The 23,521-nt window shown below is 69.1% G+C and carries 24 protein-coding genes and 1 tRNA gene; 14 read left to right on the plus strand and 11 right to left on the minus strand.

All coding sequences use genetic code 11. The features are described 5' to 3' along the window. The first annotated feature begins 198 nt into the window (after positions 1-198). Positions 199-1,716 (plus strand): 2,3-bisphosphoglycerate-independent phosphoglycerate mutase, encoded by a 1,518-nt coding sequence (gene gpmI, locus ACRYA2_RS00250; RefSeq protein WP_433623090.1) that lies wholly within the window; start codon positions 199-201, stop codon positions 1,714-1,716. Positions 1,717-1,728: 12 nt separating this feature from the next. On the opposite strand, the gene ACRYA2_RS00255 is transcribed toward gpmI, so the two are convergent. Then, complete coding sequence (locus ACRYA2_RS00255) at positions 1,729-1,926, minus strand: HVO_0649 family zinc finger protein (protein ID WP_433623092.1); 198 nt, start codon at positions 1,924-1,926, stop codon at positions 1,729-1,731. Positions 1,927-2,040: 114 nt separating this feature from the next. Here ACRYA2_RS00255 and pdxS point away from each other — a divergent pair, with 114 nt between their 5' ends. The 3 genes from pdxS (at position 2,041) to ACRYA2_RS00270 (ending at position 5,705) form a co-directional block, all read left to right on the plus strand. Then, positions 2,041-2,949 carry a pyridoxal 5'-phosphate synthase lyase subunit PdxS gene (pdxS, locus tag ACRYA2_RS00260; RefSeq protein WP_433623094.1) on the plus strand — a complete coding sequence of 303 codons (909 nt, stop codon included), beginning with the start codon at positions 2,041-2,043 and terminating at the stop codon, positions 2,947-2,949. Between the two features lie 187 nt (positions 2,950-3,136). Then, entirely contained in the window at positions 3,137-4,810 is a 1,674-nt protein-coding gene (locus ACRYA2_RS00265) for a DUF255 domain-containing protein (RefSeq protein WP_433623096.1), read from the plus strand. 88 nt (positions 4,811-4,898) lie between these two features. Continuing rightward, positions 4,899-5,705, plus strand: coding sequence for a TrmB family transcriptional regulator (locus ACRYA2_RS00270; RefSeq protein WP_433623098.1), 807 nt, complete (start codon positions 4,899-4,901; stop codon positions 5,703-5,705). A gap of 15 nt (positions 5,706-5,720) precedes the next feature. Here ACRYA2_RS00270 and ACRYA2_RS00275 read toward each other — a convergent pair whose 3' ends face one another. Next, positions 5,721-6,356 (minus strand): MogA/MoaB family molybdenum cofactor biosynthesis protein, encoded by a 636-nt coding sequence (locus ACRYA2_RS00275; RefSeq protein ID WP_433623100.1) that lies wholly within the window; start codon positions 6,354-6,356, stop codon positions 5,721-5,723. 114 nt (positions 6,357-6,470) lie between these two features. Between ACRYA2_RS00275 and ACRYA2_RS00280 the strand changes: the two genes are divergently transcribed. The 3 genes from ACRYA2_RS00280 to ACRYA2_RS00290 are packed head-to-tail and all read left to right on the plus strand — an operon-like array spanning position 6,471 to position 8,715. Next, positions 6,471-7,511 carry a zinc-binding dehydrogenase gene (locus tag ACRYA2_RS00280; RefSeq protein WP_433623102.1) on the plus strand — a complete coding sequence of 347 codons (1,041 nt, stop codon included), beginning with the start codon at positions 6,471-6,473 and terminating at the stop codon, positions 7,509-7,511. Next, positions 7,508-7,804, plus strand: coding sequence for a DUF7977 family protein (locus ACRYA2_RS00285; RefSeq protein WP_433623104.1), 297 nt, complete (start codon positions 7,508-7,510; stop codon positions 7,802-7,804). The genes ACRYA2_RS00280 and ACRYA2_RS00285 overlap by 4 nt, the downstream gene beginning before the upstream one ends. A 26-nt stretch (positions 7,805-7,830) precedes the next feature. After that, positions 7,831-8,715, plus strand: coding sequence for a DMT family transporter (locus ACRYA2_RS00290; protein ID WP_433623106.1), 885 nt, complete (start codon positions 7,831-7,833; stop codon positions 8,713-8,715). Between the two features lie 19 nt (positions 8,716-8,734). Here the strand turns inward: ACRYA2_RS00290 and ACRYA2_RS00295 are convergent, their stop codons facing one another. From ACRYA2_RS00295 to ACRYA2_RS00310, 4 genes are all read right to left on the minus strand, one after another. Continuing rightward, a complete protein-coding gene (locus ACRYA2_RS00295; protein ID WP_433624694.1) occupies positions 8,735-9,244 on the minus strand; it encodes a hypothetical protein in 510 nt (169 codons plus the stop codon). A 20-nt stretch (positions 9,245-9,264) separates the two neighbouring features. Continuing rightward, on the minus strand, positions 9,265-10,869 hold the full coding sequence (locus ACRYA2_RS00300; protein ID WP_433624696.1) for a sodium/proline symporter: 1,605 nt from the start codon (positions 10,867-10,869) through the stop codon (positions 9,265-9,267). A gap of 106 nt (positions 10,870-10,975) precedes the next feature. Continuing rightward, positions 10,976-11,113 (minus strand): hypothetical protein, encoded by a 138-nt coding sequence (locus ACRYA2_RS00305; RefSeq protein WP_433623108.1) that lies wholly within the window; start codon positions 11,111-11,113, stop codon positions 10,976-10,978. A gap of 120 nt (positions 11,114-11,233) precedes the next feature. Continuing rightward, positions 11,234-11,674: a desampylase gene (locus ACRYA2_RS00310; protein ID WP_433623110.1), complete on the minus strand. Its 441-nt coding sequence runs from the start codon at positions 11,672-11,674 to the stop codon at positions 11,234-11,236. A 188-nt stretch (positions 11,675-11,862) separates the two neighbouring features. On the opposite strand from ACRYA2_RS00310, the gene ACRYA2_RS00315 reads away from it, so the two are divergent. Continuing rightward, a complete protein-coding gene (locus ACRYA2_RS00315; protein ID WP_433623112.1) occupies positions 11,863-12,246 on the plus strand; it encodes a hypothetical protein in 384 nt (127 codons plus the stop codon). Positions 12,247-12,360: 114 nt separating this feature from the next. Here ACRYA2_RS00315 and ACRYA2_RS00320 read toward each other — a convergent pair. Next, positions 12,361-12,445 (minus strand) — tRNA-Leu (locus ACRYA2_RS00320). Between the two features lie 177 nt (positions 12,446-12,622). Beyond that, entirely contained in the window at positions 12,623-12,886 is a 264-nt protein-coding gene (locus tag ACRYA2_RS00325; protein WP_433623114.1) for a hypothetical protein, read from the minus strand. Between the two features lie 749 nt (positions 12,887-13,635). Here ACRYA2_RS00325 and ACRYA2_RS00330 point away from each other — a divergent pair. The 3 genes from ACRYA2_RS00330 to ACRYA2_RS00340 all read left to right on the plus strand — a co-directional run bounded on the left by ACRYA2_RS00330 (position 13,636) and on the right by ACRYA2_RS00340 (position 16,995). After that, entirely contained in the window at positions 13,636-14,715 is a 1,080-nt protein-coding gene (locus ACRYA2_RS00330) for a hypothetical protein (RefSeq protein ID WP_433623116.1), read from the plus strand. A 145-nt stretch (positions 14,716-14,860) separates the two neighbouring features. Continuing rightward, positions 14,861-16,123 carry an isocitrate dehydrogenase (NADP(+)) gene (gene icd / locus ACRYA2_RS00335; RefSeq protein ID WP_433623118.1) on the plus strand — a complete coding sequence of 421 codons (1,263 nt, stop codon included), beginning with the start codon at positions 14,861-14,863 and terminating at the stop codon, positions 16,121-16,123. Between the two features lie 176 nt (positions 16,124-16,299). Continuing rightward, positions 16,300-16,995, plus strand: a complete 696-nt coding sequence (locus tag ACRYA2_RS00340) for a peroxiredoxin (RefSeq protein WP_433624698.1) — start codon at positions 16,300-16,302, stop codon at positions 16,993-16,995. A gap of 6 nt (positions 16,996-17,001) precedes the next feature. On the opposite strand, the gene ACRYA2_RS00345 is transcribed toward ACRYA2_RS00340, so the two are convergent. Next, positions 17,002-17,340 carry a cupin domain-containing protein gene (locus ACRYA2_RS00345; RefSeq protein ID WP_433623120.1) on the minus strand — a complete coding sequence of 113 codons (339 nt, stop codon included), beginning with the start codon at positions 17,338-17,340 and terminating at the stop codon, positions 17,002-17,004. An 88-nt stretch (positions 17,341-17,428) separates the two neighbouring features. Here ACRYA2_RS00345 and ACRYA2_RS00350 point away from each other — a divergent pair, with 88 nt between their 5' ends. Further along, positions 17,429-19,060, plus strand: coding sequence for a threonyl-tRNA synthetase editing domain-containing protein (locus tag ACRYA2_RS00350; protein WP_433623122.1), 1,632 nt, complete (start codon positions 17,429-17,431; stop codon positions 19,058-19,060). Positions 19,061-19,139: 79 nt separating this feature from the next. Next, complete coding sequence (locus ACRYA2_RS00355) at positions 19,140-19,916, plus strand: M14 family metallopeptidase (RefSeq protein WP_433623124.1); 777 nt, start codon at positions 19,140-19,142, stop codon at positions 19,914-19,916. A 3-nt stretch (positions 19,917-19,919) separates the two neighbouring features. Here ACRYA2_RS00355 and ACRYA2_RS00360 read toward each other — a convergent pair whose 3' ends face one another. Both ACRYA2_RS00360 and ACRYA2_RS00365 read right to left on the minus strand, forming a co-directional pair. Next, positions 19,920-20,957, minus strand: a complete 1,038-nt coding sequence (locus tag ACRYA2_RS00360; protein ID WP_433623126.1) for a dipeptide epimerase — start codon at positions 20,955-20,957, stop codon at positions 19,920-19,922. Beyond that, the gene (locus ACRYA2_RS00365) at positions 20,954-21,967 is read right to left on the minus strand and encodes an N-acetyltransferase DgcN family protein (RefSeq protein WP_433623128.1); all 1,014 of its coding nucleotides are present in this window, start codon (positions 21,965-21,967) and stop codon (positions 20,954-20,956) included. Before ACRYA2_RS00365 ends, ACRYA2_RS00360 begins: the two co-directional genes overlap by 4 nt. Before the next feature lie 136 nt (positions 21,968-22,103). On the opposite strand from ACRYA2_RS00365, the gene ACRYA2_RS00370 reads away from it, so the two are divergent. Then, on the plus strand, positions 22,104-23,477 hold the full coding sequence (locus tag ACRYA2_RS00370) for an NAD(P)/FAD-dependent oxidoreductase (protein ID WP_433623130.1): 1,374 nt from the start codon (positions 22,104-22,106) through the stop codon (positions 23,475-23,477). Positions 23,478-23,521: the final 44 nt, after the last annotated feature.

The following is a 23,521-nucleotide window of genomic DNA, read 5'->3' on the forward strand; positions in this document are numbered from 1 at the left end:
CTGCTCCGACGGGGCGAAATAGCGGAAAATCGAGGGTAGAGACGACGAGAGTGCGACGTATCGGTAGAGGCTCTCGTGAGCTACCGGCAGGGTTTTAAGTATTGACCCGGCAGAGCGTTCGCCGACCGGAACGCCAGTCGCCGGGGAAGCGTGTCCGCAAACGAAGCTTAGTTACCGCGAGGCGACGACGACTCGCCCATGAGAGCGGCACTCGTAGTGCTCGACGGCTGGGGATTGGGAAGCGAGGACGGCGGCAGGAACGCGGTCGAAGCGGCCGACACGCCGAACTTCGACCGCTACGCAGACGCGGGCGCGTACGGCGAACTGAACGTGACCGGTCGCCGGGTCGGTCTCCCGGAGGGCCAGATGGGCAACAGCGAGGTCGGCCACCTCAACATCGGCGCGGGACGGGTGGTCAAACAGGAGTACACGCGCATCAGCGACGCCATCGCGGCGGGCGAACTCGGGGAGAACGACGCCATCGACGCGGCGTTCGAGTACGCCAGGGACCACGACGGTTGCGTCCACTTCACGGGACTCGTGAGCGAGGGCGGCGTCCACTCCGACCAGCACCACCTCTACGCGCTAATCGAACTCGCGGCCGACCGCGGCGTCGACGCGGTCACGCACGCGTTCACGGACGGACGAGACACGGCCCCGAAGAGCGGCGAGGGGTTCCTCGACAGCCTCCAGCGCGTCGTCGACCAGCAGGGAACGGGCGACGTGGCGACCGTCTCCGGGCGCTACTACGCGATGGACCGCGACCAGAACTGGGAGCGCACGCGACGCGCCTACGACGCCATCGTGAACCGTGAGGCGGACCACGTGGCCGGGTCGGCGGTCGAGGCGGTCCGGCAGTCCTACGAGCGCGGTGACACGGACGAGTTCGTCGAGCCGACGCTCGTGGAGGGCGGCCCCGCGCTGGACGACGGGGACGCGGTCGTCTTCTTCAACTTCCGCGCGGACCGCGCCCGCCAGCTGACCCGGATGCTCGCCGACATCGATCCCGTCTGGGCGTTCGAGACTTCGCCGCCGGACATCGAACTGACGACGATGACCCAGTACGACGCGGAGTTCGATCTCCCGGTCGCGTTCCCGCCGCACCAGCCCGAGGACACGCTGGGCGAGGTGCTCGCCGGGGCTGGACTCACCCAGTTGCGCATCGCGGAGTCGGAGAAGTACGCCCACGTCACCTACTTCCTCAACGGCGGGCGCGAGACGGAGTTCAGGGGCGAGCGGCGGGAGATAATCCCGAGCCCGGACGTGCCGACCTACGACCAGCAACCCGAGATGAGCGCGCCCGAAGTGACCGACACCGCCATCGAGGTCGTCGAGAGCGACGACCCGGACGTGATGGTGCTGAACTACGCGAACCCGGACATGGTCGGCCACACCGGCGACTTCGACGCCGCCGTCGCGGCGGTCGAGGCGGTCGACGAGCAGCTGGGTCGGCTCGTGGAGGCCCTGACGGCCCACGGTGCGCACTTCTTCGTCACCGCCGACCACGGCAACGCCGACGACATGGGGACGCCGGAGAACCCTCACACGGCGCACACGTACAACCTCGTTCCGTTCGTCTACCTGACGCCGGAGGGCGACAGCGGCGGGAGAACCGTCCGGAACGGCGGGTCGCTCTGCGACCTCGCGCCGACGCTGCTTTCGGTCGTCGGCGTCGACCGGCCGGCGGCGATGACCGGCGAGCCGCTACTGGAGTAGCGGGACGGACGCTCAGCCGTACTTCAGAACGCGCGTGTCGATGGCGTCACAGCGCGGACAGATGTGCTGGTAGTTCACCTGCCCGCCGCGGGCGGTGACGCGCCACTCGCCGTCGTCGTCCACGTAGCCACACTCCGGGCAGCGGAGCGTCGTCTCTTCGTAGTGCTTCCTGAGTCGGTCGAAGGGCGAACGGGCCTCCCTGGTTGCCATGTGCTATCCTCTATCATACAGCCCCATAATTGTAACGAACGTTTATTCAGTTAGGGGCGATACGCCGAGTTCCGCAATCGGTACGTCTTAAGCATCGGACTCCGTAGCGCCGGTATGGCCGACGAAACCGACGTCGAATCACTCAAGCGCGGCACGGAACTCGTCAAGCGAGGGTTCGCCCGGATGCAGAAGGGCGGCGTCATCATGGACGTCGTGAACCGAGAGCAGGCGCGTATCGCCGAGGACGCGGGTGCGGTCGCCGTGATGGCCCTGGAGGCCGTTCCGGCCGACATCCGGAAGCGCGGCGGCGTCGCCCGCATGGCCGACCCCGCGGACGTCGAGGACATCATCGACGAGGTGTCGATTCCGGTGATGGGCAAGTCCCGCATCGGTCACCGGAAGGAGGCCCAGATTCTGGAGGCGGTCGGCGTGGACATGATCGACGAGTCCGAAGTGCTGACGCCCGCGGACGACGCGTACCACATCGACAAGCGCGAGTTCACCGCGCCGTTCGTCTGCGGCGCGCGGAACCTCGGCGAGGCCCTGCGGCGCATCGAGGAGGGTGCGGCGATGATCCGGACCAAGGGCGAGGCCGGCACTGGCGACGTCAACCAGGCGGTCCACCACCAGCGCACCATCAAGGGCGCCATCCGCGAACTCCAGGGCAAGAACAAGGAGGAGCGCGAGGCCGTCGCCCGCGAGATAGAGGCGCCGGCGGACCTCGTCCACGAAACTGCCGAGATGGGTCGACTCCCCGTGGTGAACTTCGCCGCGGGCGGCATCGCCACGCCGGCCGACGCCGCGCTGATGATGCACCACGGCTGCGACGGCATCTTCGTCGGCTCCGGCATCTTCGGCGCCGAGGACCCCGAAGCGATGGCCGAGGCCATCGTCGCCGCCACGAACAACTGGGACGACCCCGAGCGACTCGCCGACATCAGCAAGGACGTCGGCTCCGGCATGCGCGGCGAGGCGAACGCCGACCTGCCCGAGGAGGAGAAACTCCAGGGCCGCGGGAACTGACCGTCGAACCGTATTCTCGCACCTCTTCTGCGGACGATTCCGGGTCGCTATCGAAGGGGCGGCGAGCGACGCTCCCGTTCGCGGACGGCACGTCGCCCGTCGCACGGAACTGACTCCGACGTTCCCGCCGCTGACGCGCAAGCCGAGAGCGAAGCCCTTTCCCACCTAACCGACTGACCGATAACGTATGGACGAGTCCGCGGAGCGAACCAAGGTCGAGTGGCGCGAGTGGGGCGAGGACGCCTTCGAGGAGGCCCAGGAGGCGGACAAGCCGGTCCTCCTCTCGCTGTCGGCGACGTGGTGTTCGTGGTGTCACGAGATGGACGAGGAGACGTACTCGGTGCCGACGCTGGCGGCGAACGTCAACGACTCGTTCGTCCCCGTCCGGGTGGACGTCGACCGCAACCCCCGGGTGCGCGAGCGCTACAACGTCGGCGGCTTCCCCTCCACCGTCTTCTGCACGCCGAGCGGCGACCACCTCACGGGCGCGACCTACCTCGGCCCGGACGCGATGCGGCAGGTCCTCGGCCGGGTCCGGGACCTCTGGAACCAGAAGGGCGAGGAGGCGGCCCAGGTTCCCCGGAGCCTGCGCGACCAGAACCCCCCGGGCGGCGAGGTGACCGCGGACATCGAGCGCAACGTGGCGGGCCAGCTAACGGAGAAGTACGACGCGACCCACGGCGGCTGGGGCGACGACGCGAAGTTCCCCCTGCCGCGGACCGTCGAGTTCGGCCTGAAGCGCGAGCGCGAGACCGCCCTCGGCACGCTCGCCGCGGTGCGGGAACACCTGTTCGACGATTACGACGGCGGCTTCTTCCGCTACGCGGGCCAGCGCGACTGGAGCGACGTCCACCACGAGAAGGTGCTGGACGCGAACGCCGCGCTCCTTCGCGCGTACGCGAACGCCTACCTGTACACGGGCGACGACGACCACCGCGAGGTCGCCGGGAAGACGGTCGAGTACCTGACGACGACGCTCTGGCGGGACGAGACGGGGGCGTTCGGCGGGAGCCAGCGCCCGGACGACGACTACTACGCGGGGTCGCCGAGCGACCGCGAGGGGGCCGACTCCCCCGCGGTGGACCCGACCGCGTTCGCCGACTGGAACGCCCTCGCCGCGGACGCCCTCCTCACGTACCACGCCTACACCGACGACGAGCGCGCCCGCCGGTACGCCGAACGCACCCTCGCGTTCCTCGACGGGATGGTCGAAGACGGCGCGGTCGTCCACTACCGCGCCGGCGACGAGCGCGACGGGACGGGCGAGCGCGGCCTGCTCGCGGACCAGGCGCACGTCGCCGCCGCTTTCGCCACCGCGGCGCAGGTGCTGGGCACGGACGGAACGTACCTCGACACCGCGCGCGCCGTCGCCGACCACGCGGTGGAGACGTTGCAGAACGACGAACTGGGCGCGTTCGTCGACGGTCCCGTCGAGGGTCCCGGTCTGCTCGACTGGCCGCTTCGCCCCGTCGACGGGAACGCCGCGATGGCGTCGGCGCTGGTCGACCTGTGGGCGCTCACTGGCGAGGAGCGCTACCGGAGCGTCGCCCGCGACGCGGTCGGCGCGTTCGCCGGCGCGGCGGACCGCCTCGACGTCCAGGTCGCGGGCTACGCGACCGCCGCGGCGCGACTCGTGGACGCGCCGTTGCGCATCGACGTGGCCGCCCCCGCCGGGTCGGACCTCCACCGGGCCGCCTTGCGCGTCGCCGACCACGAGAAGGTCGTCGTCCCGTCCGCACACGAGGCGGGCGTCGACGAGGAGTACGAGGCCGGCCACGCCTACGTCGTCGCGGGCGGCGACGTCTCCGGGCCGGTCGCGACCCCCGAGGAGTTGAGTGAACGAGTCGCGGATTTATTCTGAGACCATCTGACAGATAAGAGCCTGCGGTGCGCTCCGACGGGACAAACGCGCACAGCGTTTTTATACAGTCGACGTAATGTCAAACCACATGGCAAGTCTCCGCGATCTCGGGCTCTCCGAGTACGAGGCGCGCGCCTATCGCGCGCTGCTCAACACCGGGCCGACGACGGCGAAGGACCTCTCGCGGGCCAGCGAGGTGCCGATGGGACGCATCTACGACGTGCTGAACAGCCTGGAGACGCAGAACCTCGTCCGGAGCCAGAGCGCGAGTCGCCCCAAGAAGTACGTGGCGGTCGAACCGAACATGGCGCTCGACCGACTGCTCGAGGACAAACTCCAGGAACTCACGGAGAAGGCCGAACAGTACGAGCAGATAGTCGACGAACTCTCCGAGGAACTCGACTCGGCGGACCCGCCCATCGAGGAGGGGTTCTGGACCGCCGCGGTCGGCCCCGAGGAGACGGTCGAACTGCTTGTCGAACGCCTCGACGCCGCCGAGGACCGCATCGTCATGGTCGCGGGCCAGCTATCGCCGAAGTTCGACATCGGCAGCGTCGGCGAGACGGTCACCGAGCACCTCGAATCGGCCCTGGAACGGGGCGTGGACGTGTCCGTGCTGATGTCGCCCGAACTCGTCCGCACCCTCCCGGCCAGCGTCGGCGAGCGGTACGCCGACACGCTGTCGGACCACCCCCAGTTCTCCGTGCGGACGACGCCGGACCTCGAGGGAACCTTCAACCTCATCGACGACGTGGAGGTCTGCATCGAGGTGACGAACCCGCTCGCGCCCGGCGAGGCGTTCGCCATGATCGACCTGAAAGACCCCGAGTTCGCCGCGAACGTCGACGGCCAGTTCGAAGAGCACTGGGAGTCCGCCGAACCCCTTCAGCTCTGAGCCCCAGAACAGGGGTCAGTCCCGTCGCGCCAGACCGACGAGATGTCCTGCTTCCTCGACGATTATCTCCTCGACGCCCAGCCGAACCGCCGACTCGCTGCCGGGGAGACAGAACACGATGGTGCCGTTGGTGACGCCGGCCGCGGCGCACGTGCCGATGACCTTCGACCCGACCTCCTCGTAGGAGAGTCGGCGGAACAGTTCGCCGAACCCGGGGAGACGCTTGTTCAGCAGGGGCTCTACCGCCTCGACGGTCACGTCGTCGGGCGTGACCCCCGTCCCGCCGGTCGTGACGACGACGTTCGCGTCGTCGCGGCCGATGAAGTTGTCCACCGTCCCCTGCACGCGGTCGTACTCGTCGGGGACGAGTTCGCGCGTGACGACCTCGTGCCCCTCGTCTTCTAACGTCTCGACGATGGCGTCGCCCGCCGGGTCGTCGTCCATCGAGCGCGAGGAGGAGACGGTCAGCACCGCGACGCCGACTTCCTCGACGTCGTGTGCGTGATGGTCGTGTTCGTGGTCCTCGTCGTGGTCGTGCTCTGCGTGGTCCTCACTGTGGCCGTGCTCTTCGTCGTGGCCGTGCTCTTCGTCGTGGTCGCGTTCCTCACCGTGGTCGTGCTCTGCTCGGCCCTCGCGCGATTCCCGGTCCATGCGTGAGGGTTGGACGCCCCGGTTCTAAACCCTGTGCTCGACCGAACGGGGCCTCGCTCCCGGTGCGCTCTCCTTCGAGTACGTTTTTTACGTCCACCGCCCAACCTTCGGAGTATGAAGGCAGTCCAGTTCACGGACCACGGCGGTCGGGACGTCATCGAGTACGGGGAGTTCCCGGACCCCGAGCCGGACCGCGACGAGGTGCTGGTCGACGTCAAGGCGGGCGCGCTGAACCACCTCGACGTCTGGACGCGGCGCGGCCTACCGGGAATCGACCTCGACATGCCGCACGTTCCGGGCAGCGACGGGGCCGGCGAAGTGGTCGCCGTCGGCGAGGACGTCACGCGCTTCGAACCGGGCGACCGCGTGGCGCTGTCGGCGGGCGTCAGTTGCGGCGAGTGCGAGTACTGTCGCCACGGCGAGCACTCGATGTGCGTCGACTTCCACCTCATCGGCGAGCACGTCCGCGGCGTTCACAGCGAACTCGCCGCGGTTCCGGCGGACAACCTCCTGGAGGTTCCGGAGGGCGTCGACTGGGAGACCGCCGCCGCCGCACCGCTGGTGTTCCAGACCGCGTGGCGGATGCTCGTCTCGCGGGGCGACGTGACGCCGGGCGAGGACGTGCTGGTGCTCGGCGCGTCCGGGGGCGTCGGCCACGCCGCGGTCCAGATAGCCGACCACGCCGGGGCGACGGTGTACGCCACGGGGAGCAGCGAGGAGAAGCTCGAACACGCCCGCGATCTCGGCGCGGACCACGTCGTCGACTACGAGTCCGAGGACTTCGCCGACCGCGTCCGGGAACTGACGGGCAAGCGAGGAGTCGACGTGGTGGTCGACCACGTCGGCGCGGCCACGTGGCGGGACTCCCTGAAGAGTCTCGCGAAGGGCGGGCGGTTGCTCACCTGCGGCGCGACGACGGGACCCAACCCCGAGACGGACATCAACCGCATCTTCTGGAACCAGCTCCAGGTCATCGGCTCGACGATGGCCAGCCACGGCGAGGCCGACGACGCCCTCGAACTCGTCTGGGACGGCACGTTCGAACCCGCCATCCGCGAGGTGCTCCCGATGAGCGAAACGGCCCGCGCCCACGAACTCCTGGAGGAGCGCGAGGGCTTCGGCAAGGTCGTCGTGAAACCCGACAGCGAACTGTGACGGACGACGCCTCCACGGACGGACCAGACGAACGCGACCCCGGCGGGAGCGACGCCTACGTCCACGAACCAGACGGGTCGACGACTGGCGACCCCGGCCCGAACGACCGCGAGTTCGGCCGGCGCGGCTGGATTCTCGTCGGCGTCATCGTCCTCGCGTTCGTCGTCGCGCCGCTGCTCATCTACCTCCGGCCGCCCGCCCTGCCGTTCAAGTTTGCCTACCTCGTGCTCCCGCTGGTCCCCGCCGTGCTGCTCGGTGCGACGGCGGTGTGGGCGGCACAGCGGAACGCGTAAATCGCCGGCGGGACACGTCGTCCACGATGGCACGCGTCTCCCTCGGTCCGCTGGCCGCAGCGTCGCTGTGGGGCGGAATGTACGTCGTGAGCAAGTGGGGGTTCGCGGCGATTCCACCGGTGACGCTCGCCTTTCTCCGTGTCGCGCTCGGCGCGGCCGCGCTGCTCGTCGTCGTCCGCGCGACGAAGCCCGCGCGCTCGTTCTCGCGGGCGGAGCGGCGGCGGTTCGCTGTGCTCGGCGGCTGGGTAGCGCTCACGCTCGTCACGCAGTTCGTCGGCACCGACCTGACGAACGCCAGCCAGGGCTCGCTGCTGACGGTCCTGACGCCCGTGTTCACGCTACTGCTCGGCGTCGCCGTGCTCGACGAGGCGCTGACGACTCGGAAGGTCGGTGGGATGGCGCTCGCCGTCGCCGGGACGCTGGTCGTGCTCGCGGGCCAGTACGACCTCGCCGCGGCCGGACGGGGGAGCCTGCTCGGCGTCCTCGCGCTGTTCGCGGCGAGTTTCGGCTGGGCGGCCTACACCGTCTGGGGGACGCCGCTCGTCCGGACCTACTCGGCGCTGGAGACGGCGACGTACTCGACGGTCGCCGCGGTTCCCATGATCGCGGTGCTGATTCCCGTCGAGTTTGCGCTGCGCGACGCCGCACTCGCCGGCGTGACGGTCACGCCGGCCGTCGCCGGCGCGGTGGGGTACCTCGGCGTCGCGAGCACCGCCGCCGCGTGGGTGCTGTGGTACTCGGGCGTCGAACACGCCGACGCGGGCGTCGTCGCCGTCTTCTTCTTCGCGCAACCGGTCGTCGGCGCGGCGCTCGGGGCGCTCGTCCTCTCGGAGTCGCTCGGCCCGACCTTCTTCGCGGGCGGAGCCGTGATGGCGGCGGGCGTCTGGGCCGTCAGCACCGCTCGGGCCTGAACGTCGGAAGCGACCGACCTCAGTCCCGCAGCGGGTCTTCGGTCCCGCGGACGCTGTCGACGATGACGTCGCCGTCGGGGCGCTCGACCAGCCAGAACAGCTTGTAGGCGTCGGTCACGCGCGGGAACTCGATGTCCGGCGCGCTGGACAGAGCGTAGCGCCGGGTCGTCCACCCGAACGCCGACTCGCGGGCCTTCTCCCGGCACTGCTCGTCCGAGAGCTCCGCGGGCAACACGAGCGCGTCGGCGACCGTCCGCTCCTCGACGTCGGGGAACGTGTCGGCCCGCAGGACCAGCCGCCGGGAGCGGTCCACGCTGGCGACGTAGCTGTCGGTGCGGTCGCCGACGAGCGGCGCGCCGACGGTGACCTCGACCTCGTAGACGCGGTAGGGGTACGCGACCGCGCCGACGTGACCGTCGCCCGCCTCCTTGCGGGCGACGGCGGGCGGGATGACCTGCAGGTCGGCGCGCTCGCGGTGCTCGCCGACGAGGTCGGCCGTGGCGTCGTCCGCCCGGGCGTCGGCCGTCATCGCTCGTCTCCAGTCGGCCGTCATTCCTGCTCGTCCCAGTAGTCCGCGGCCTCGACGTGGGCGCGGATGGCGTCGGCCTCGGTCACCGCCTTCGGCGAGACGTCGCGTGCACCGTCCCCGTCCGTCGTCCGCCCGCCGTCGGTCACGTAGCTCGGCGTGCCGCCGCCGGGCTCGCTCGTCACCGCCGACAGCGGCTTGTCGAAGATGTCGAAGTGTTCGTCGACGCCGCGGGGCGGGTTCGTCACGAGCGAGACGCCGACCAGCGTCAGCGCCGAGAGGATGAACGCCGGGAACAGGCCGTACACGCCGACGAACTGGTAGAGGAACGGCGAGGCCTCCTGGGACGGCATCGCGTTCAGCGCGTTCAGCACGGTCGACAGCTGCGTCCAGAGGATCATCGTCGACGCGCCGACGACCATGCTGGCGACCGACCCCTTCGCGGTCACGCGCTTCCACCACAGCGCCGCGACGAGCGTCGGGCCGATGGCCGCGCCGAGTCCGCCCCACGCGTAGTCGAGGACGAGCGTGTAGATGGGCGTGTTCTTGGCGAGGTAGGCGAAGGCGATGCTCGCACCCCCGAGACCGAGGGTGACGTACCGCGAGTAGCGCACCAGCTGTTGCTCGGTCGCCTGGGGGTTGATGAACCCGTGGTAGACGTCCTCGACGACGGCGCTCGTCGCGACGAGCAGCTGGGAGTCAGCGCTGGACATCATCGCCGCCAGCGCCGCCGCGAGCACGACTCCCGCGACGACGCTGGGCAGGAGTTCCAGCGTGAGTCGGGGCATCGCGTTGTCGGCCTGCGCGACGTTCCCCTGTCCGAAGACGACGATGGCGTACAGGCCCACCAGCGCCGCGCCGGCGTACGCGGCGAACATGAAAAGCTGTGCGACCAGCGCCGCGAGCCGGATGTTCTTCACCCGGTCGATGCCCATGAACCGCACCATGATGTGGGGGTTGCCGGGGACGCCCAGACCGATGGCGGCGTAGCTGATGACGCCGAAGAGCGCGGCCCAGCCGGTCATTCCGGCGGTGATGCTGGTCAGCGACCCGCCGCCGACGTTCGCGAGTTCGTCGAACGGCAGCCCGTAGCTCGTGTAGGCGATGATGGGCAGGACGATGAACGCGGCGAGGATGATGGCGCCCTGGAAGTAGTCCGACCACGCGACGGCGAAGTAACCGCCGAGCATCGTGTACCCGACGACGATGACGCCGCCGGTGATGATGCCGATCCACGGTTCGACGCCCGTCAGCACCTGCAGGAGGGTGCCGGCGGCGACTATCTGTGCGCCGACGTACCCGCCCTCGAACAGCATCAGCACGACCGAGGAGACGCCCTTGACCAGTCCGGTGTCGTCCTGGAGTCGCGTCTCGAAGAACGTCGGCAGGGTGACGGACTTCACTATCTCGGTGTACTTCCGGAGTCGCTTGGCGATGCCCGCCCACGCGAGCAGGTCGGCCGGAATCATCCCGAGGCCGTTCAGGAACGCCATGATGCCCGTGTTGAAGGCGTCCGCCGGCACGCCGAGGGTGAGCCAGCCGCTCATCTCGGAGGCGCGCTCCGAGAACCCGGTCACGACCGGGCCGACCTCGCGGCCGCCGATGACGTAGTCGCCCACGGAGTCCATGAACCGCGAGGCCCACAGGCCGATACCGACCAACACGACGAGGTACGCGGCGAACGTGCCGAGCACCAGGATGCCGGCCGAACCGGCGATGCCCTCCGCCACGGCGCTACACCTCCCCTCCGTACTGCTCGCGGAGGCGTTTCTCGCGCCTGCCCTCCAGCACGTAGTAGGCTATCAGCATCGCGAAGAAGACGACGTACGGGACGACCAGTCCCAACCAGTCGAGTGTACTCATTGCTGGCATGGGTGTTAGGCCATACCAGACGAAGATAAACGTTGCGGAGCTAACGCCCGAAAATCGCAGGCCTCCTCCGAGGTACGCCCCTGTTCTGGAGGCGACGGGTATCGCCGCGCTTGCCGGGACTCATCCGCCGGCCGACGACGGCGAGTCGTCGCCGACCACCACGGCCTCGGGGTCGAACCGGTCGCCGGTCCAGCGCCACGACCCGACGTAGGGGTTCGACCCGTTCAGCGAGACGATGACGTAGGAGTAGCCCGGCCACGTCGCCGAGGAGCGGTCGGTGTCGCTCGGCGAGTCCGGACCGGACGGATGAGAGTGGTAGAAGCCGACGACCTCCGTTCCCTGCGATTCGATGGTCTCCATGACGGCGAGTTGCTCCTCGGGGTCGATGGCGTACCGCGTCCGCGGGTCGTCGGCGACGTTCTCCGTCAGGAACGTGTCGCCGACGTACGCGTCGCCGCCGTCGTCGCGGTCGCCCGCAAGGATGCCACACACCTCCTCCGGTCGCCCCCGCCGGGCGTGACTGACGAGGGTGTCGTACACCTCCCGGGAGAGGGTTATCATGGAACGACATTTGCCCGCGTTCGGTATAAGCGGGCGGGCCGACGCCCGAAGTCGCCGCGGGCGGCGGACGGCGCGTCCGACGCGAGGCCGGCTGTCCGGACCGACGAGCGGTCGTCCCGCGGTTCGGACTCCGCCGACGTTGAATTTGCAGTCATTGCGCCGATAACACTTTAGACTCATTCGTACGTATGGAGCTTTCGACGATAACAAGCGGATTCGTTCTCAGTCTCCTCGTCGTCATGGCGTCGACGCACGTGGCGACGAGTGTACTCACCAGCGGGTCCAGTCTCGCGAAGTCCGCGGTCACCGCGTTGGCCACCTCGTTCATCTGGTTCGCCGCGACGTACTTCGTGTCGGGCATCGTGGGTGTCGCGGGCTACTGGGTGGCGCTCGGCCCGCTGCTGGCCGTCGTCGCGTACATCCTCTTCATCGACCTCAGCTACGAGGGCGGCATCGTCCGGGCGACGGCCATCTCCGTCGGCACGTGGGGCGTCTCGTTCGTCATCCTGTACGTGGCGGCCTACTTCGGCTACAGTTCATTCCAGGTCATCGGCGTCCCGCCGGGCCTCTAAGTCGGGCGGCGACTCGCGCCGAGCGGTCCCTCTTCGCTTTCGCGCGACGCCGTCGATAGCGGTCGCAGTCGTGCAGGCGGGCGAAACGTACCGATAGACGGAGCGAAAGAGCAGTGCGAGGGATGGGATTCGAACCCATGGACTCCTACGAGAGCGGGTCTTAAGCCCGCCGCCTTTGGCCTGGCTCGGCAACCCTCGCCCGTCGGTCGGTTGACGCTTCCAGCGCAAGTGGGTTTCGATTACTCGGCGCACGGTGGCGAACGTCGCCCGTCGTCCGTCGAAATCCCTCGGCCTCGACGAACGACCGATCGCCGGAAGCGGGTTCGACCACCCGTACGCTCCGGCCCTCGGTCGGGCGTTCGCGACGGAGACCTTCTCAACCGGTCTGCCAGGGTAACGACCGCGGGTAGTGGTGACGGCGGATGGCCTCCGCGACCGCGACGAATCCGCCGAGAACGAGTACGATTGCCGCCGCTCCGGCGGGCTCCGTTTCGGCGAAGCCGATCTCGTGGGTGAAGACGTAGGCCGCGTCCCCCTTCCGGACGACTACTTGCTTCGGACGGAGGCCGGACTGGCCGACGCCGGGAATCGGCGTATTACTCTCGAACGCGTATCGCTTTCCGTCGATTGCGCCGTCCACGACGCGCTGTTCCTGCGGGGGAGGTTCCCGTATTCGTAGACGGGACGGCCCCCCTCCCACGGATTCTCCGTCGTGGAATCGAGGGCGAACTCGTACTGGAGCGCTCCGAACCCGGCGGCTATCCCGCCGAACACCATGAACACTCCCAGGAAGAACACTCCGTAATGTATCCACTTCTCACGGGGGACCAACCGTTCGAGGCATGCTCGCGGATGCACCGCCGAACGTGATAAGTTTTCTCCAGTTCGAGCAGGTTATTTATCGTCAGACGGGGAGTTTGTCCACGAACCGGGGCTCGACTCGTCCGCAGTACGCCCGGAGCGAGAACTGCCCGATTCGGGGTACGACCTTCGCGGACGATTCGACAATTCGTTCGTCCGTTCGATGGTCCGTGCCGGCGCGAGCGGGGAATCGAATCCACGGACGACGGTGGGGATAGCGGTACTCGTCCTTCGCGGACGGATGGAGCGCCGAGCGGACCGGTCGACGCCGTCCGCGTCGCGGGACTCGTCGCGTCGGCGCGGAAGGTCGTCACTGCCGTCGGTCCTCCGCGGTAATTCCCAGTAGTAATTCCCAGTACCGAAGAAGCCGGTGCGACGACCGACTCGCGCAACGGGCCGTAACAGATTGCTAACCGGATGTTCCGCGGCGGTAATCTGGATTCCCTCGGGATAAGGACACGTCGAATCGGCGAACGGAGCGCAACTATCAGTCCCGTTTAACGGCGATATCGATGTAGCGTTCTCCGTATGCAACAGACAGGCAAGTTCGGAGCCGTACTGGTGGCGACACTGCTGGTGCTCGCGAGCGGGGCGGGCGTGAGCGCCGGACAGTCCGGGACGGCAACAGAAGGGGTACTGCTTCAGGACGTGACGGTCGACGAACTCCAGGTCGGGAACGCGACGGTCGAGAACGCCACGATCAGGTCGATCCGTGCGGACCAGCTCCGTCTCGAGGACTCCGACCGGACGCTCACCAACGTGCGAATGACCGACGTCAGTATCGAGCAGTTGTCGCTCGACAACCTCACTCTCTCGGACGTCAACGCGACGAATATGACGGGCAACGCGTCCAGCGCCGGGAGCGTCGACCTCGACGCCGCCAACGTTCAGCAGGTGTCCATCCAGCGCGTGTCGGTCCAGACGGTCGTCGTCGAGGAGATCCGGCAACTCGGCGCTGACGAGGCAGCCGCGACGACCACGACGCCCGCGGAAACGACGACTCCGATGGAGGACGAGACGACGACCCCGACGGAGAACGAGACCACGACACCCGAGTCCGGCGACGTCGACACGATGTCGATCCAGGAAGTCAGGGTCGAACAGCTCGACATCGGTTCTCTCTCCGTCGAGAGCGTCACCACCGGGCAGACGCAGGCGACCACCACTCCCGAACAGTCCACGCAGGACAACGCTACCGACTTCGCGTACGAGCTGGTCCTCGTGGCGAACGCGTCGGTAGACAACGCCACGGCCGAGACGGCGTCGGTCGAGAGCTTCACCTTCGTGGAGGAACCGGGAACCCCGACGCCCACCCCGGCCGAGACGACGACTCCGGCGGAGACGACGCCAGCAGAAGAGACGACGACTCCGGCGGAGACGACGCCAGCAGAAGAGACGACGACTCCGGCGGAGACCACGACGCCGGCAGAAGAAACGCCCACGCCGACCGAGACGACGCCAGCGAACGAAACGGCCGCGACGGAAGTAGGCGAGACGACGACTCCGGCGGAGACGACGCCAGCGAACGAAACGGCCGCGACGGAGGTCGGTGAGACGACCCCGGCAGGCCAGACGACTACGACGGTGGCGGGCGAAACGACGACCTGACGGAGACGATTTCTCTCCACCGGGTCAGCGGGACGAGGGCGGAAACGCCACGATAGTCCCTCACAGACATTTAAGGGGGACTAAGGGACATGGAGTTCGAAAACGGCAGGTCTTATGTTCTCGCTAGAGAACCCTCCGTACGTTCATGAGCTACGAGAAAGTCGAGGTCCCCGAGGAAGGGGAGAAGATTACGCTCGAAGAGGGGACCGAGGACGAACTCGTCGTACCGGACGAGCCCACCATCCCGATAATCCACGGGGACGGCATCGGACAAGACGTCGGTCCGGCCGCCCAGAAGGTGCTCGAGACGGCGGCTCAGGCCACGGGACACGACATCCACTGGATGCGCGTGTACGCCGGCGAGAGCGCCCGAGAGCGCTACGACGAGAACCTGCCGGACGACACCGTCGAGGCGCTCAAGGAGTTCCGCGTCTCCATCAAGGGGCCGCTCACGACGCCCGTCGGCGCCGGCTTCCGGTCGCTGAACGTCGCGCTCCGCAAGCGCCTCGACCTGTACGCCAACGTCCGACCGACATACCACCTCGACGGCGTCCCGTCGCCCGTCAAGGACCCCGGCCAGATGGACATGGTCACGTTCCGTGAGAACACGGAAGACGTGTACGCCGGCATCGAGTGGGAGGCCGGCACCGACGAGGTCCAGAAGGCCAAGGAGTTCGTCGAGAACGAGATGGGCGAAGACGACACCATCCACGACGGCCCGGTCGGCATCGGCGTCAAGCCCATCACGGAGTTCGGCACGAAGCGCCTCGTCCGGAAGGCCATCGACTACGCGCTCGAACACGACCGCGACTCGGTGACCCTGGTCCACAAGGGGAACATCATGAAGTACACCGAGGGCGCGTTCCGCGACTGGGGCTACGAGGTCGCAGAAGAGGAGTACGGCGACGAGGTCATCAGCGAGGACACGCTCTGGGAGGAGCGCGACGGCGAGGCGCCCGAGGACGCCGTGGTCGTCAACGACCGCATCGCCGACAACATGCTCCAGCAGGTGCTCACCCGGACCGACGAGTACGACGTCATCGCCACGATGAACCTGAACGGCGACTACCTCAGCGACGCCTGCGGGGCCCAGATCGGTGGTCTCGGCATCGCGCCGGGGTCGAACTTCGGCGACGGTCGGTTCCTCGCCGAACCGGTCCACGGTAGCGCGCCGAAGTACGCCGGCCAGGACAAGGTGAACCCGACCGCGATGATCCTCTCGGGTCGCATCATGCTCGAACGCCTGGGCTGGACCGAGGCCGCAGACCTCGTCCGCGACGCCGTCGAGGAGACCATCGACTCCGGCAAGGTCACCTACGACCTGGAACGCCAGATCGAGGGCGGCGAGAAGCTCGCCACCAGCGAGTTCGCCGACGCGGTCTGTGAGAACATCGAGTCGATGTCCTAACTCCGGAGCGTCCCGAGCCGACGCAGTCCGTCCTTTTTCGCGGATTCGGTTCGAGAGCGTCAAGCGCGTCCCGAGCAGAATCTTCCGGTCCGTTCGACGGCCTGCGGAGGGGACCCTGCCCAGGCGCGGCCGAACGAGCGATGGCGGTCGCCGTCGAAGTGGACCGGGGGTTCCAGATGCAGACACCGACCGAAGCCGACCGAACCGCCGAACCGCCGACGCGTCGAACGCCGCTGCTGGGCGAACCGTTCCCGACGCTGTCCGTCGAGACCACGCAGGGGCCGAAGACCATCCCCGACGACTACGCCGGCCAGTGGTTCGTCCTCTTCAGTCACCCGGGCGACTTCACGCCGGTCTGCACGACGGAGTTCGTCGCCTTCGAGCGCCGTCGCGAGGCGTTCGAGGAACTCGACGTCGCGCTGATGGGGCTGTCGGTCGACCGGGTCCACTCGCACATCAAGTGGGTCGAGTGGATAGAGGCGGAGTTCGACGTGGACGTCTCGTTTCCCATCATCGCCGACGAGGCGGCCCGCGTCGCGGACAGACTCGGGATGATACACCCGGAGATGGGGACGAGCACCGTCCGGTCCGTGTTCGTCGTCGACCCTGGGGGAACGCTGCGGCTGACGCTGTACTACCCGATGGAGGTCGGCCGGAACGTCGACGAGATACTGCGTGCGATTCGGGCGCTCCAGACCGCCGACGAGGAGACGGTGGCGACGCCGGCCAACTGGCCGGACAACGAGGACCACGACGACCGACTCCTGCTCCGGCCGCCCTCGGACGAGGCCGGCGCGGAGGCTCGCCGCTCGGAAGCGGACGAGGAGGGGTACGACTGCCGCGACTGGTGGTTCTGCACCCGCGACCGCTGACCCGGGTCAGTCCTGCCAGTCGGGGTCGGTCCGCGGCGGACTGAACACGTCGATACCTCGCACGGGGTCGTCGGTCCGGTTCTCGGCGGCGTGCGGTTCGCCGCCCGGGACGGAGTAGGAGTCGTTCTCCTCGATGACGAACTCCTCGCCGTCGACGAGGAACGTGAGCGCGCTGGCGTAGACGAACCCCGCCTGCTCGTGGCGGTGGCTGTGTTCGGGCACCGTCGCCCCCGGTTCGATGTGGAAGTGCTGGATGCTCATCCGCTCGCCGGCCGCCAGCTGGGTGAGGAAGACGCCGTCGACGGCCTCGGTCGCGCCGCGGTCCGACAGTGCTGTCGAGTCCATGCCTTCCAATAGCACGCTCCGAACCTAAATCCCGGCGGTCCCGGACCGCGACGGAGCCGTTTTGTAGCCCTCGCCCGCACGTCACGTCATGCACCTGCTCGCCGTTCACGCCGAGCGGTTCTCGTTCGCCGCGGAGACGCCGGCGAACGAAGCGAGCGACCCGGACGCCGCGGTAGAGACGCCGTCGGACGTCGCGTCGGCCGGGATGGCCACGATGGCGGCCGACCTCGGCGCGTGCGTCGTCGTCGCGGCGGCGGTGGAGCGCGGGGACGTAGCGGCCCCTGCCGGAACCGCGGCGGCGGCCGCGGCCGAGTGCCGGGCCGTGGTCGACCGACTCGGGGAGTCCCGGGTCGCGCTCGTGCCGACCGCCCACCTCACGGACTCGCCGGCGGCCGACGCGGCGGACGCAGTCGGCGTCCTCCGGACGCTGGCGGCCGACCTCGCGGACGACGGGGAACGCGAGGTCGTCCGCGCGCCCGTCGGCTGGCATCTCGCCTTGGAACTGGAGAAGCGCGGGCACCCGTTCGCGGCGCAGTCGCTGGACGTGGACCCCGCGGTGCTCCGCCCGCGGACCGCAGGGCTCTCTCTTCGGCTTCCGGACGGCGAGCGCCTCGACCCGGGGGACGCCGGCGGTCGCCTGCCCGACGCGGTGGCCGCGACCGTCGAGGCGGTCGCGAACGAGGCCGACGACTCGCGGCGACCCCGTCTCCCGCGTGACCTGCTGGCGGAGACGGGACTGGTCGTCGGCGACCGGACGGCGGACGAGCGACCGCACTGGCTCCCGCGCGGTGCGGTCGTCCGCGACGCGCTCGTGGCCCACGCCGACGACTGCTTCGCCGCCCTGGACGCCGCCCCGGTCGAGACGCCCGCGGGGGTCGGCCCGCTGGCGACCGCGCCGGACGCCCTCGACGACCTCCCGTGGCGTCGGGCCGAACGCTCGCGGGACGCGCCCGCGGCGGTCGCCGTCGTCGAGTCGGGCGACGCCGACGCCGAACTCCGGCGGCAGGCGGCGGTCGTCGCGCAGGCCGTCGCCGCGCTGGGTTCCGCGTTCCTGCCCGTGGTCCGGGCGCGGGGCGACCGCGCCGGCGCGCTCGCCGCCGACCTCGCCGTCGACCTCGACGCACCGGTGCTCGCCGAACGACTGGACGACGGCGGAGAATGCACCGAGGTCGAGTTCCACCCGGTCGGGGCGACCTGGCCCGGCGAGCGACCGCGCGTGGAGCGCGACGACGCGAGCGCCGGGCGATTCGACGTGGCGCTCGCGGGCGGCGGCCGGCCGGCGGTCGTTCGCTGTGCGCCGCTCGGCTCTCTGGCCGGTGCGGTCGCGACCGCGGTCGAACGCGGCGAGTCGCGCGATCCGCCGCGGCTTCCCGCGTGGCTCGCGCCGACGCAGGTCCGGTTCGTCCCCGTCGCCGCCGAACACGCCGACCGCGGCGACGCGCTGGCCGCGGACTGCCGGGCGCAGGACGTCCGTGCGGACGTGGACGCCCGCGCCGTGCCCGTCGGCGAGCGCCTCGAACGCGCCGAGCGCGACCGGGTACCGTACTACGCCGTCGTCGGCGACCGCGAGGGAGGCTCGGAGGACGTTCCCGTGACGGACCGCGCCGCGCGCGAACAGCGGGAGCGGACGGTCGACGGACTGTGCGAGACGATTCTGGCGGAGACCGACGACCGCCCCCAGCCGCGGCGAACCGTCCCCGGACGCGTCGGCGAGCGGTGAGCGCTCGCGGGGTCGGCTTCGTTGTGGAGTTTCACGAAGTTCAACCAACTTAAGTCGGTCGGGGTCCAACTCGTCACCGATGCAGACAGAGACGGTCGGCGACGGCACGCCCGACCTCGCCGTCGTCGCGTGCCTCCACGGCGACGAACAGTGCGGAAAGTCGGCAATAGGGAACCTGATGGCCGAGCGGCCGACATTCGACCGCGCCGTGCAGTTCGTCGTGGCCAACGAGGCGGCGGTCGCCGCGAACGTGCGCTTCGTCGACGAGGACCTCAACCGCGCGTTCCCCGGGAACCCGGACGGCGACACCTACGAGTCGCGGCTCGCGGCCGAACTGCTGGCGGAACTGCGCGACCGGCGCGTGCTCGACCTGCATTCGACGCACTCGCATCCGGTCCCGTTCGCGCTCGTCGACGGCCTCGACGAGACGCGGCGAAACCTTGTCCGCGCGACGGGACTCGAACGGGTCGTCGACATCGGCCACATCCCGGGCGGCCTCATCAGCCACGTCGCCGGCGTCGCGGTCGAGTGCGGCTACGTCGGCACGGCGACCGCCGAGCGCAACGCCGAGCGCATCCTCCGGAACTTCCTCGGCGCGACGGGCGCGCTGGACGTTCCCTTCGACGAGAGCGACCCCGAGGTGTACCGCGTGACGGGAGCGGTCACGGGACGGGAGTACGAGTTCGTCGGTCAGAACTTCGAGCGCGTCGAGGCGGGCGAAACGTTCGCCCGCCGGGACGGCGAGGAGTTGCACGCCGACGACCCGTTCTACCCCGTCCTGATGTCCACGGAGGGGTACGACGAGATGGTCGGGTTCAGCGCCGAGCGACTCGGTCGGCTCTCAGAGGTCGGGTGAGGCTCACCTCTCGGCACCCGTCCCGGGCCGGTCGAGGCCCGCGAGGTCGATGTCGCCGTCAGGCATCGGGACGCCGTCGTAGGGGTCCTCGGCGAGCAGCAGGGAGCCGTCGAGGTCGGCGTAGTCGAGCAGCGGCGCGAGGTGGCCGGCGGCCGCCATGCTCGCGTTGCTCTCTATCATGCACCCCAGCATCACCTCCAGCCCCTCGGCGCGCGCGGCGTGAATCATCCGCATCGCCTCGCGGAGACCGCCGCATTTCATCAGCTTGAGGTTGGCGATGTCGGCCGTGCCCGCCACCTCGGCCACGTCGCCGAGGGTGACGCAGGACTCGTCGGCCGCGATGGGGAGCGCGGCGCGCTCGCGGACGAACGCCATCCCGTCGGGGTTCTCCGCCGGCACCGGTTGTTCGACGAACTCCACGTCGTACGCTTCGAGCGCGTCTATCTTGCGGACCGCCTCGCGCGGCGACCACGCCTCGTTGGCGTCGACGCGGACCGTCGCGTCCGGCGCGGCGTCCCGGACCGCACCGATTATCTCCTCGTCGCGGTCCGTGCCGACCTTCACCTTCAGCGTGGAGTAGCCCGCGGCGACCGCCTCCTCCGTCTTCTCGCGCATCACGTCGGTGTCGTCGATGCCGATGGTGAACGAGGTCTCGACCGTCTCGTCGGGGTCCAGCCCCCAGTAGCGGTACAGCGGCAGGTCGGCGCGCTTGGCGACGAGGTCGTGGAGCGCGATGCTCACCGCACAGCGGGCGGCGGGGTTGCGAGCGACCGTCTCGCGCATTCGACGCTCGATGCGCTCTAGCTGGTGGGGGTCGCCCACGTCCTCGACGACGGCGAGCAGGTCCGGCAGCACGGCCTCCACCGTGTCGGCCGTCTCGCCGTAGTGCGTGGACGGTGCGGCCCCGCCGACGCCGACGGTGCCGTCTGCGTCCTCGATTCGAACGACGACGTTCTCGGCGGTGGTCTGGGTGCCCCGGGAGATGGTGAACGCGTGTTCGAGCGGCAGGGACAGGCGCTCGAACTCGGTCGCGAGGCTCACAGTATCGCCTCCAGCACGTCATCGGCGTCGAAACGGATGGGGTCGGTCGCGGGCGCGTCGAGTTCGGACTCGAACCCCTCGACCGCCTCGCGCGCCGCCTCGTCGCTCCCGAGGTCGGCTGTGTTCAGCATCCCCGCGACGACTTCGGTCTCGTGGACCGGACGCGCGAGGTCCTCGTAGAGGTCGACGTACTCCGGAATCGGCGGGAGGTCGAAGCTCTCGTAGCCGTGGACGACCTCGCGGCCGGCCTCGTGACAGAGGACGAGCGAGTCCGCCATCGACCCGTGGAGGATGCCGCAGGTAACCGCGGAGTAGGCGGGGTGGACGATGCTGCCCTGGCCCTCCACGAAGAGGTAGTCGTGCTCGTCGCCCGTCTCCACGATCATCTCCTCGACCGCGCCCGCGGTGAAGTCGCTGACCACGCGGTCGACGGGGTTGCCCCAGCCCTCTATCATGATGCCGGTCTGGCCCGTCGGGACGAACCCGGCGTCGACGCCGCGCTCGCGGGCGGCCTCGACCAGTTCCAGCGTCGCCGTCATCTTCCCGACCGAACAGTCGGTGCCGACCGTCAGGACGACCTCGGCGTCCACGTCCGCCGCCACGCCGTCGCTGACCGAGAGGTCCTCGTGGGGTTTGCGCACGTCCCGGAGGTCGCAGTCGTGGCGCTCGGCGAGCGCGGCGAACTCCTCGTCGTCTTCGAGGAAATAGTGGAGGCCCGAGATGACGTCGCAACCGCGCTCCAGCGCGGTCGTCACGTCCGGTCGCCACGACTCGTCGAAGCCGCCGCCGATGGGGGCGATGCCGATGACGAGCGCGTCGACCTCGGGAACGTCGTCCATCCCGGCGACGATGGGCGCGTCCTGGACGTCCGGCACGTGGTCGGCGACGCGCTCGCCGGCCCGGTCGCGGTCGAGCACGGCGGCCACGTCGTAGTCGGCGTACCGGAGGATGCCGACCGCGGTCTTCGCCCGGTCGGGGAACTTCTCGTGAGCGAGCACTGCTACTTGCATGCGCGGCAGGTGGTCCCACGGTAGCTTAAAGGCGTCTCTCCCGGCAGCGTGCTGGTTAGCGGTCCGAGAGGTTCGCGGCAACTGCCGACGACCGCTGTCGTAACACGTATTCCGGAGCGCGTCGAACGAAAGGACCATGATAGGTATCGTCGGTGGGGGAATCGCCGGTCTGAGCGCCGCCTACCGCCTCCAGCAGCAGGGGTACGACGTGCAGGTGTTCGAGGCGAGCGACGACCTCGGCGGTCTCGCCGCGACCTACGAGACGGACGGCGACCGCATCGAGAAGTTCTACCACCACCTCTCGAAGTCCGAGGAGACCATCGTCGACCTCATCGAGGAACTCGGTCTCGGCGACGACCTGCGCTGGCCCATCGGCAAGAACGCCTACTACGTCGACGGCGTCGTCCACCCGCTCGACAAGCCCTGGGAGATACTTGCGTACCCGCACATGAGCGTGTACGACAAGTTCCGGCTCACGATGCTGACCCAGGAGATAGACGTCCGCGGCGGGATTCCGAAGTTCGACACCTACGAGCGCCTCGAGGACTTCGAGGACGTTCCCATCAGGGAGTTCCTGGTCGAGCACACCAGCCGGGGGGTCTACGAGAACTTCTTCGAACCCCTGCTCGACGCGAAGTTCGGCTCCCGGAAGGACGACGTGAGCGCCGCGTGGCTGCTCGGTCGCATCAAGTTCCGCGGCGAGCGCGACCTGCTCCGGGGCGAACCGCTCGGCTACCTCACCGGCGGGTTCGGCCAGCTCGTCGACGCGCTCGTCGACGCGGTCGGCGAGGAGAACATCACGACGGGCGCTCGCGTGACCGACCTCGACGTCGCGGACGGCGAGGTGCGGTCGCTCACGGCCGAGGTGGCCGAATCGGAGAGCGAGGCCGTACCGGCGGAAGCCGACGGCGGGGCGCAGACGGAGACCCACGACGTCGAGAGCGTCGTCGTCGCCGCGATGCCCAACGTGCTCGAATCCCTCACGGGCTACGAGTGCGAGATAGACTTCCAGGGCGCGGTCTGTGCGCTGGTGACGATGGAGGACCAGTTGACCGACACCTACTGGCTCAACATCGGCCACGACGCTCCCTTCGGCGCGCTCGTCGAACACACGAACTACATCCCGCCGGAGCGCTACGGCGGCGACCACCTGCTGTACGTGGCCAGCTACGTGCAGGACTACGAGGAGGACCTCTGGCAGATGGACGACGATGAGATAGAGGAGCTGTGGCTAGGCCACATCGAGGAGATGTTCCCGGAGTGGGACCGCTCGCAGGTGAAGCAGTTCCGCCTCGCGCGCAACCCGCGCGCCGCGCCCGTCTACGAGCGCGGCTACCTCGACCTGGTCGTCCCCTACGACCTCTCCGAGGAGGTCGCCGACGGCGTCTACTACGCCGGGATGGCGAGCAGGGCCCAGTACCCCGAGCGCAGCCTGAACGGCGGCATCGTCGCGGGCTACGAGTGCGCCGACCGCATCTCGGGCAGGAAGCGAGTCATCAGTCCGGAGTAGCGCCCCTCGCCGCGGTCGGTTCGGGGTCGTCGTCGGAACGACGC

Source organism: Halomicrococcus pelagicus (assembly GCF_050954125.1).

Excerpts from the sequence above, each read along its gene's own strand:
- gpmI (WP_433623090.1), top strand. The coding sequence starts at position 199 with ATGAGAGCGGCACTCGTAGTGCTCGACGGCTGGGGATTGGGAAGCGAG.
- ACRYA2_RS00255 (WP_433623092.1), bottom strand. The coding sequence starts at position 1,926 with ATGGCAACCAGGGAGGCCCGTTCGCCCTTCGACCGACTCAGGAAGCAC.
- pdxS (WP_433623094.1), top strand. The coding sequence starts at position 2,041 with ATGGCCGACGAAACCGACGTCGAATCACTCAAGCGCGGCACGGAACTC.
- ACRYA2_RS00265 (WP_433623096.1), top strand. The coding sequence starts at position 3,137 with ATGGACGAGTCCGCGGAGCGAACCAAGGTCGAGTGGCGCGAGTGGGGC.
- ACRYA2_RS00270 (WP_433623098.1), top strand. The coding sequence starts at position 4,899 with ATGGCAAGTCTCCGCGATCTCGGGCTCTCCGAGTACGAGGCGCGCGCC.
- ACRYA2_RS00275 (WP_433623100.1), bottom strand. The coding sequence starts at position 6,356 with ATGGACCGGGAATCGCGCGAGGGCCGAGCAGAGCACGACCACGGTGAG.
- ACRYA2_RS00280 (WP_433623102.1), top strand. The coding sequence starts at position 6,471 with ATGAAGGCAGTCCAGTTCACGGACCACGGCGGTCGGGACGTCATCGAG.
- ACRYA2_RS00290 (WP_433623106.1), top strand. The coding sequence starts at position 7,831 with ATGGCACGCGTCTCCCTCGGTCCGCTGGCCGCAGCGTCGCTGTGGGGC.
- ACRYA2_RS00295 (WP_433624694.1), bottom strand. The coding sequence starts at position 9,244 with ATGACGGCCGACGCCCGGGCGGACGACGCCACGGCCGACCTCGTCGGC.
- ACRYA2_RS00300 (WP_433624696.1), bottom strand. The coding sequence starts at position 10,869 with ATGGACTCCGTGGGCGACTACGTCATCGGCGGCCGCGAGGTCGGCCCG.
- ACRYA2_RS00305 (WP_433623108.1), bottom strand. The coding sequence starts at position 11,113 with ATGCCAGCAATGAGTACACTCGACTGGTTGGGACTGGTCGTCCCGTAC.
- ACRYA2_RS00310 (WP_433623110.1), bottom strand. The coding sequence starts at position 11,674 with ATGATAACCCTCTCCCGGGAGGTGTACGACACCCTCGTCAGTCACGCC.
- ACRYA2_RS00315 (WP_433623112.1), top strand. The coding sequence starts at position 11,863 with ATGGAGCTTTCGACGATAACAAGCGGATTCGTTCTCAGTCTCCTCGTC.
- ACRYA2_RS00330 (WP_433623116.1), top strand. The coding sequence starts at position 13,636 with ATGCAACAGACAGGCAAGTTCGGAGCCGTACTGGTGGCGACACTGCTG.
- icd (WP_433623118.1), top strand. The coding sequence starts at position 14,861 with ATGAGCTACGAGAAAGTCGAGGTCCCCGAGGAAGGGGAGAAGATTACG.
- ACRYA2_RS00340 (WP_433624698.1), top strand. The coding sequence starts at position 16,300 with ATGCAGACACCGACCGAAGCCGACCGAACCGCCGAACCGCCGACGCGT.
- ACRYA2_RS00345 (WP_433623120.1), bottom strand. The coding sequence starts at position 17,340 with ATGGACTCGACAGCACTGTCGGACCGCGGCGCGACCGAGGCCGTCGAC.
- ACRYA2_RS00350 (WP_433623122.1), top strand. The coding sequence starts at position 17,429 with ATGCACCTGCTCGCCGTTCACGCCGAGCGGTTCTCGTTCGCCGCGGAG.
- ACRYA2_RS00355 (WP_433623124.1), top strand. The coding sequence starts at position 19,140 with ATGCAGACAGAGACGGTCGGCGACGGCACGCCCGACCTCGCCGTCGTC.
- ACRYA2_RS00365 (WP_433623128.1), bottom strand. The coding sequence starts at position 21,967 with ATGCAAGTAGCAGTGCTCGCTCACGAGAAGTTCCCCGACCGGGCGAAG.
- ACRYA2_RS00370 (WP_433623130.1), top strand. The coding sequence starts at position 22,104 with ATGATAGGTATCGTCGGTGGGGGAATCGCCGGTCTGAGCGCCGCCTAC.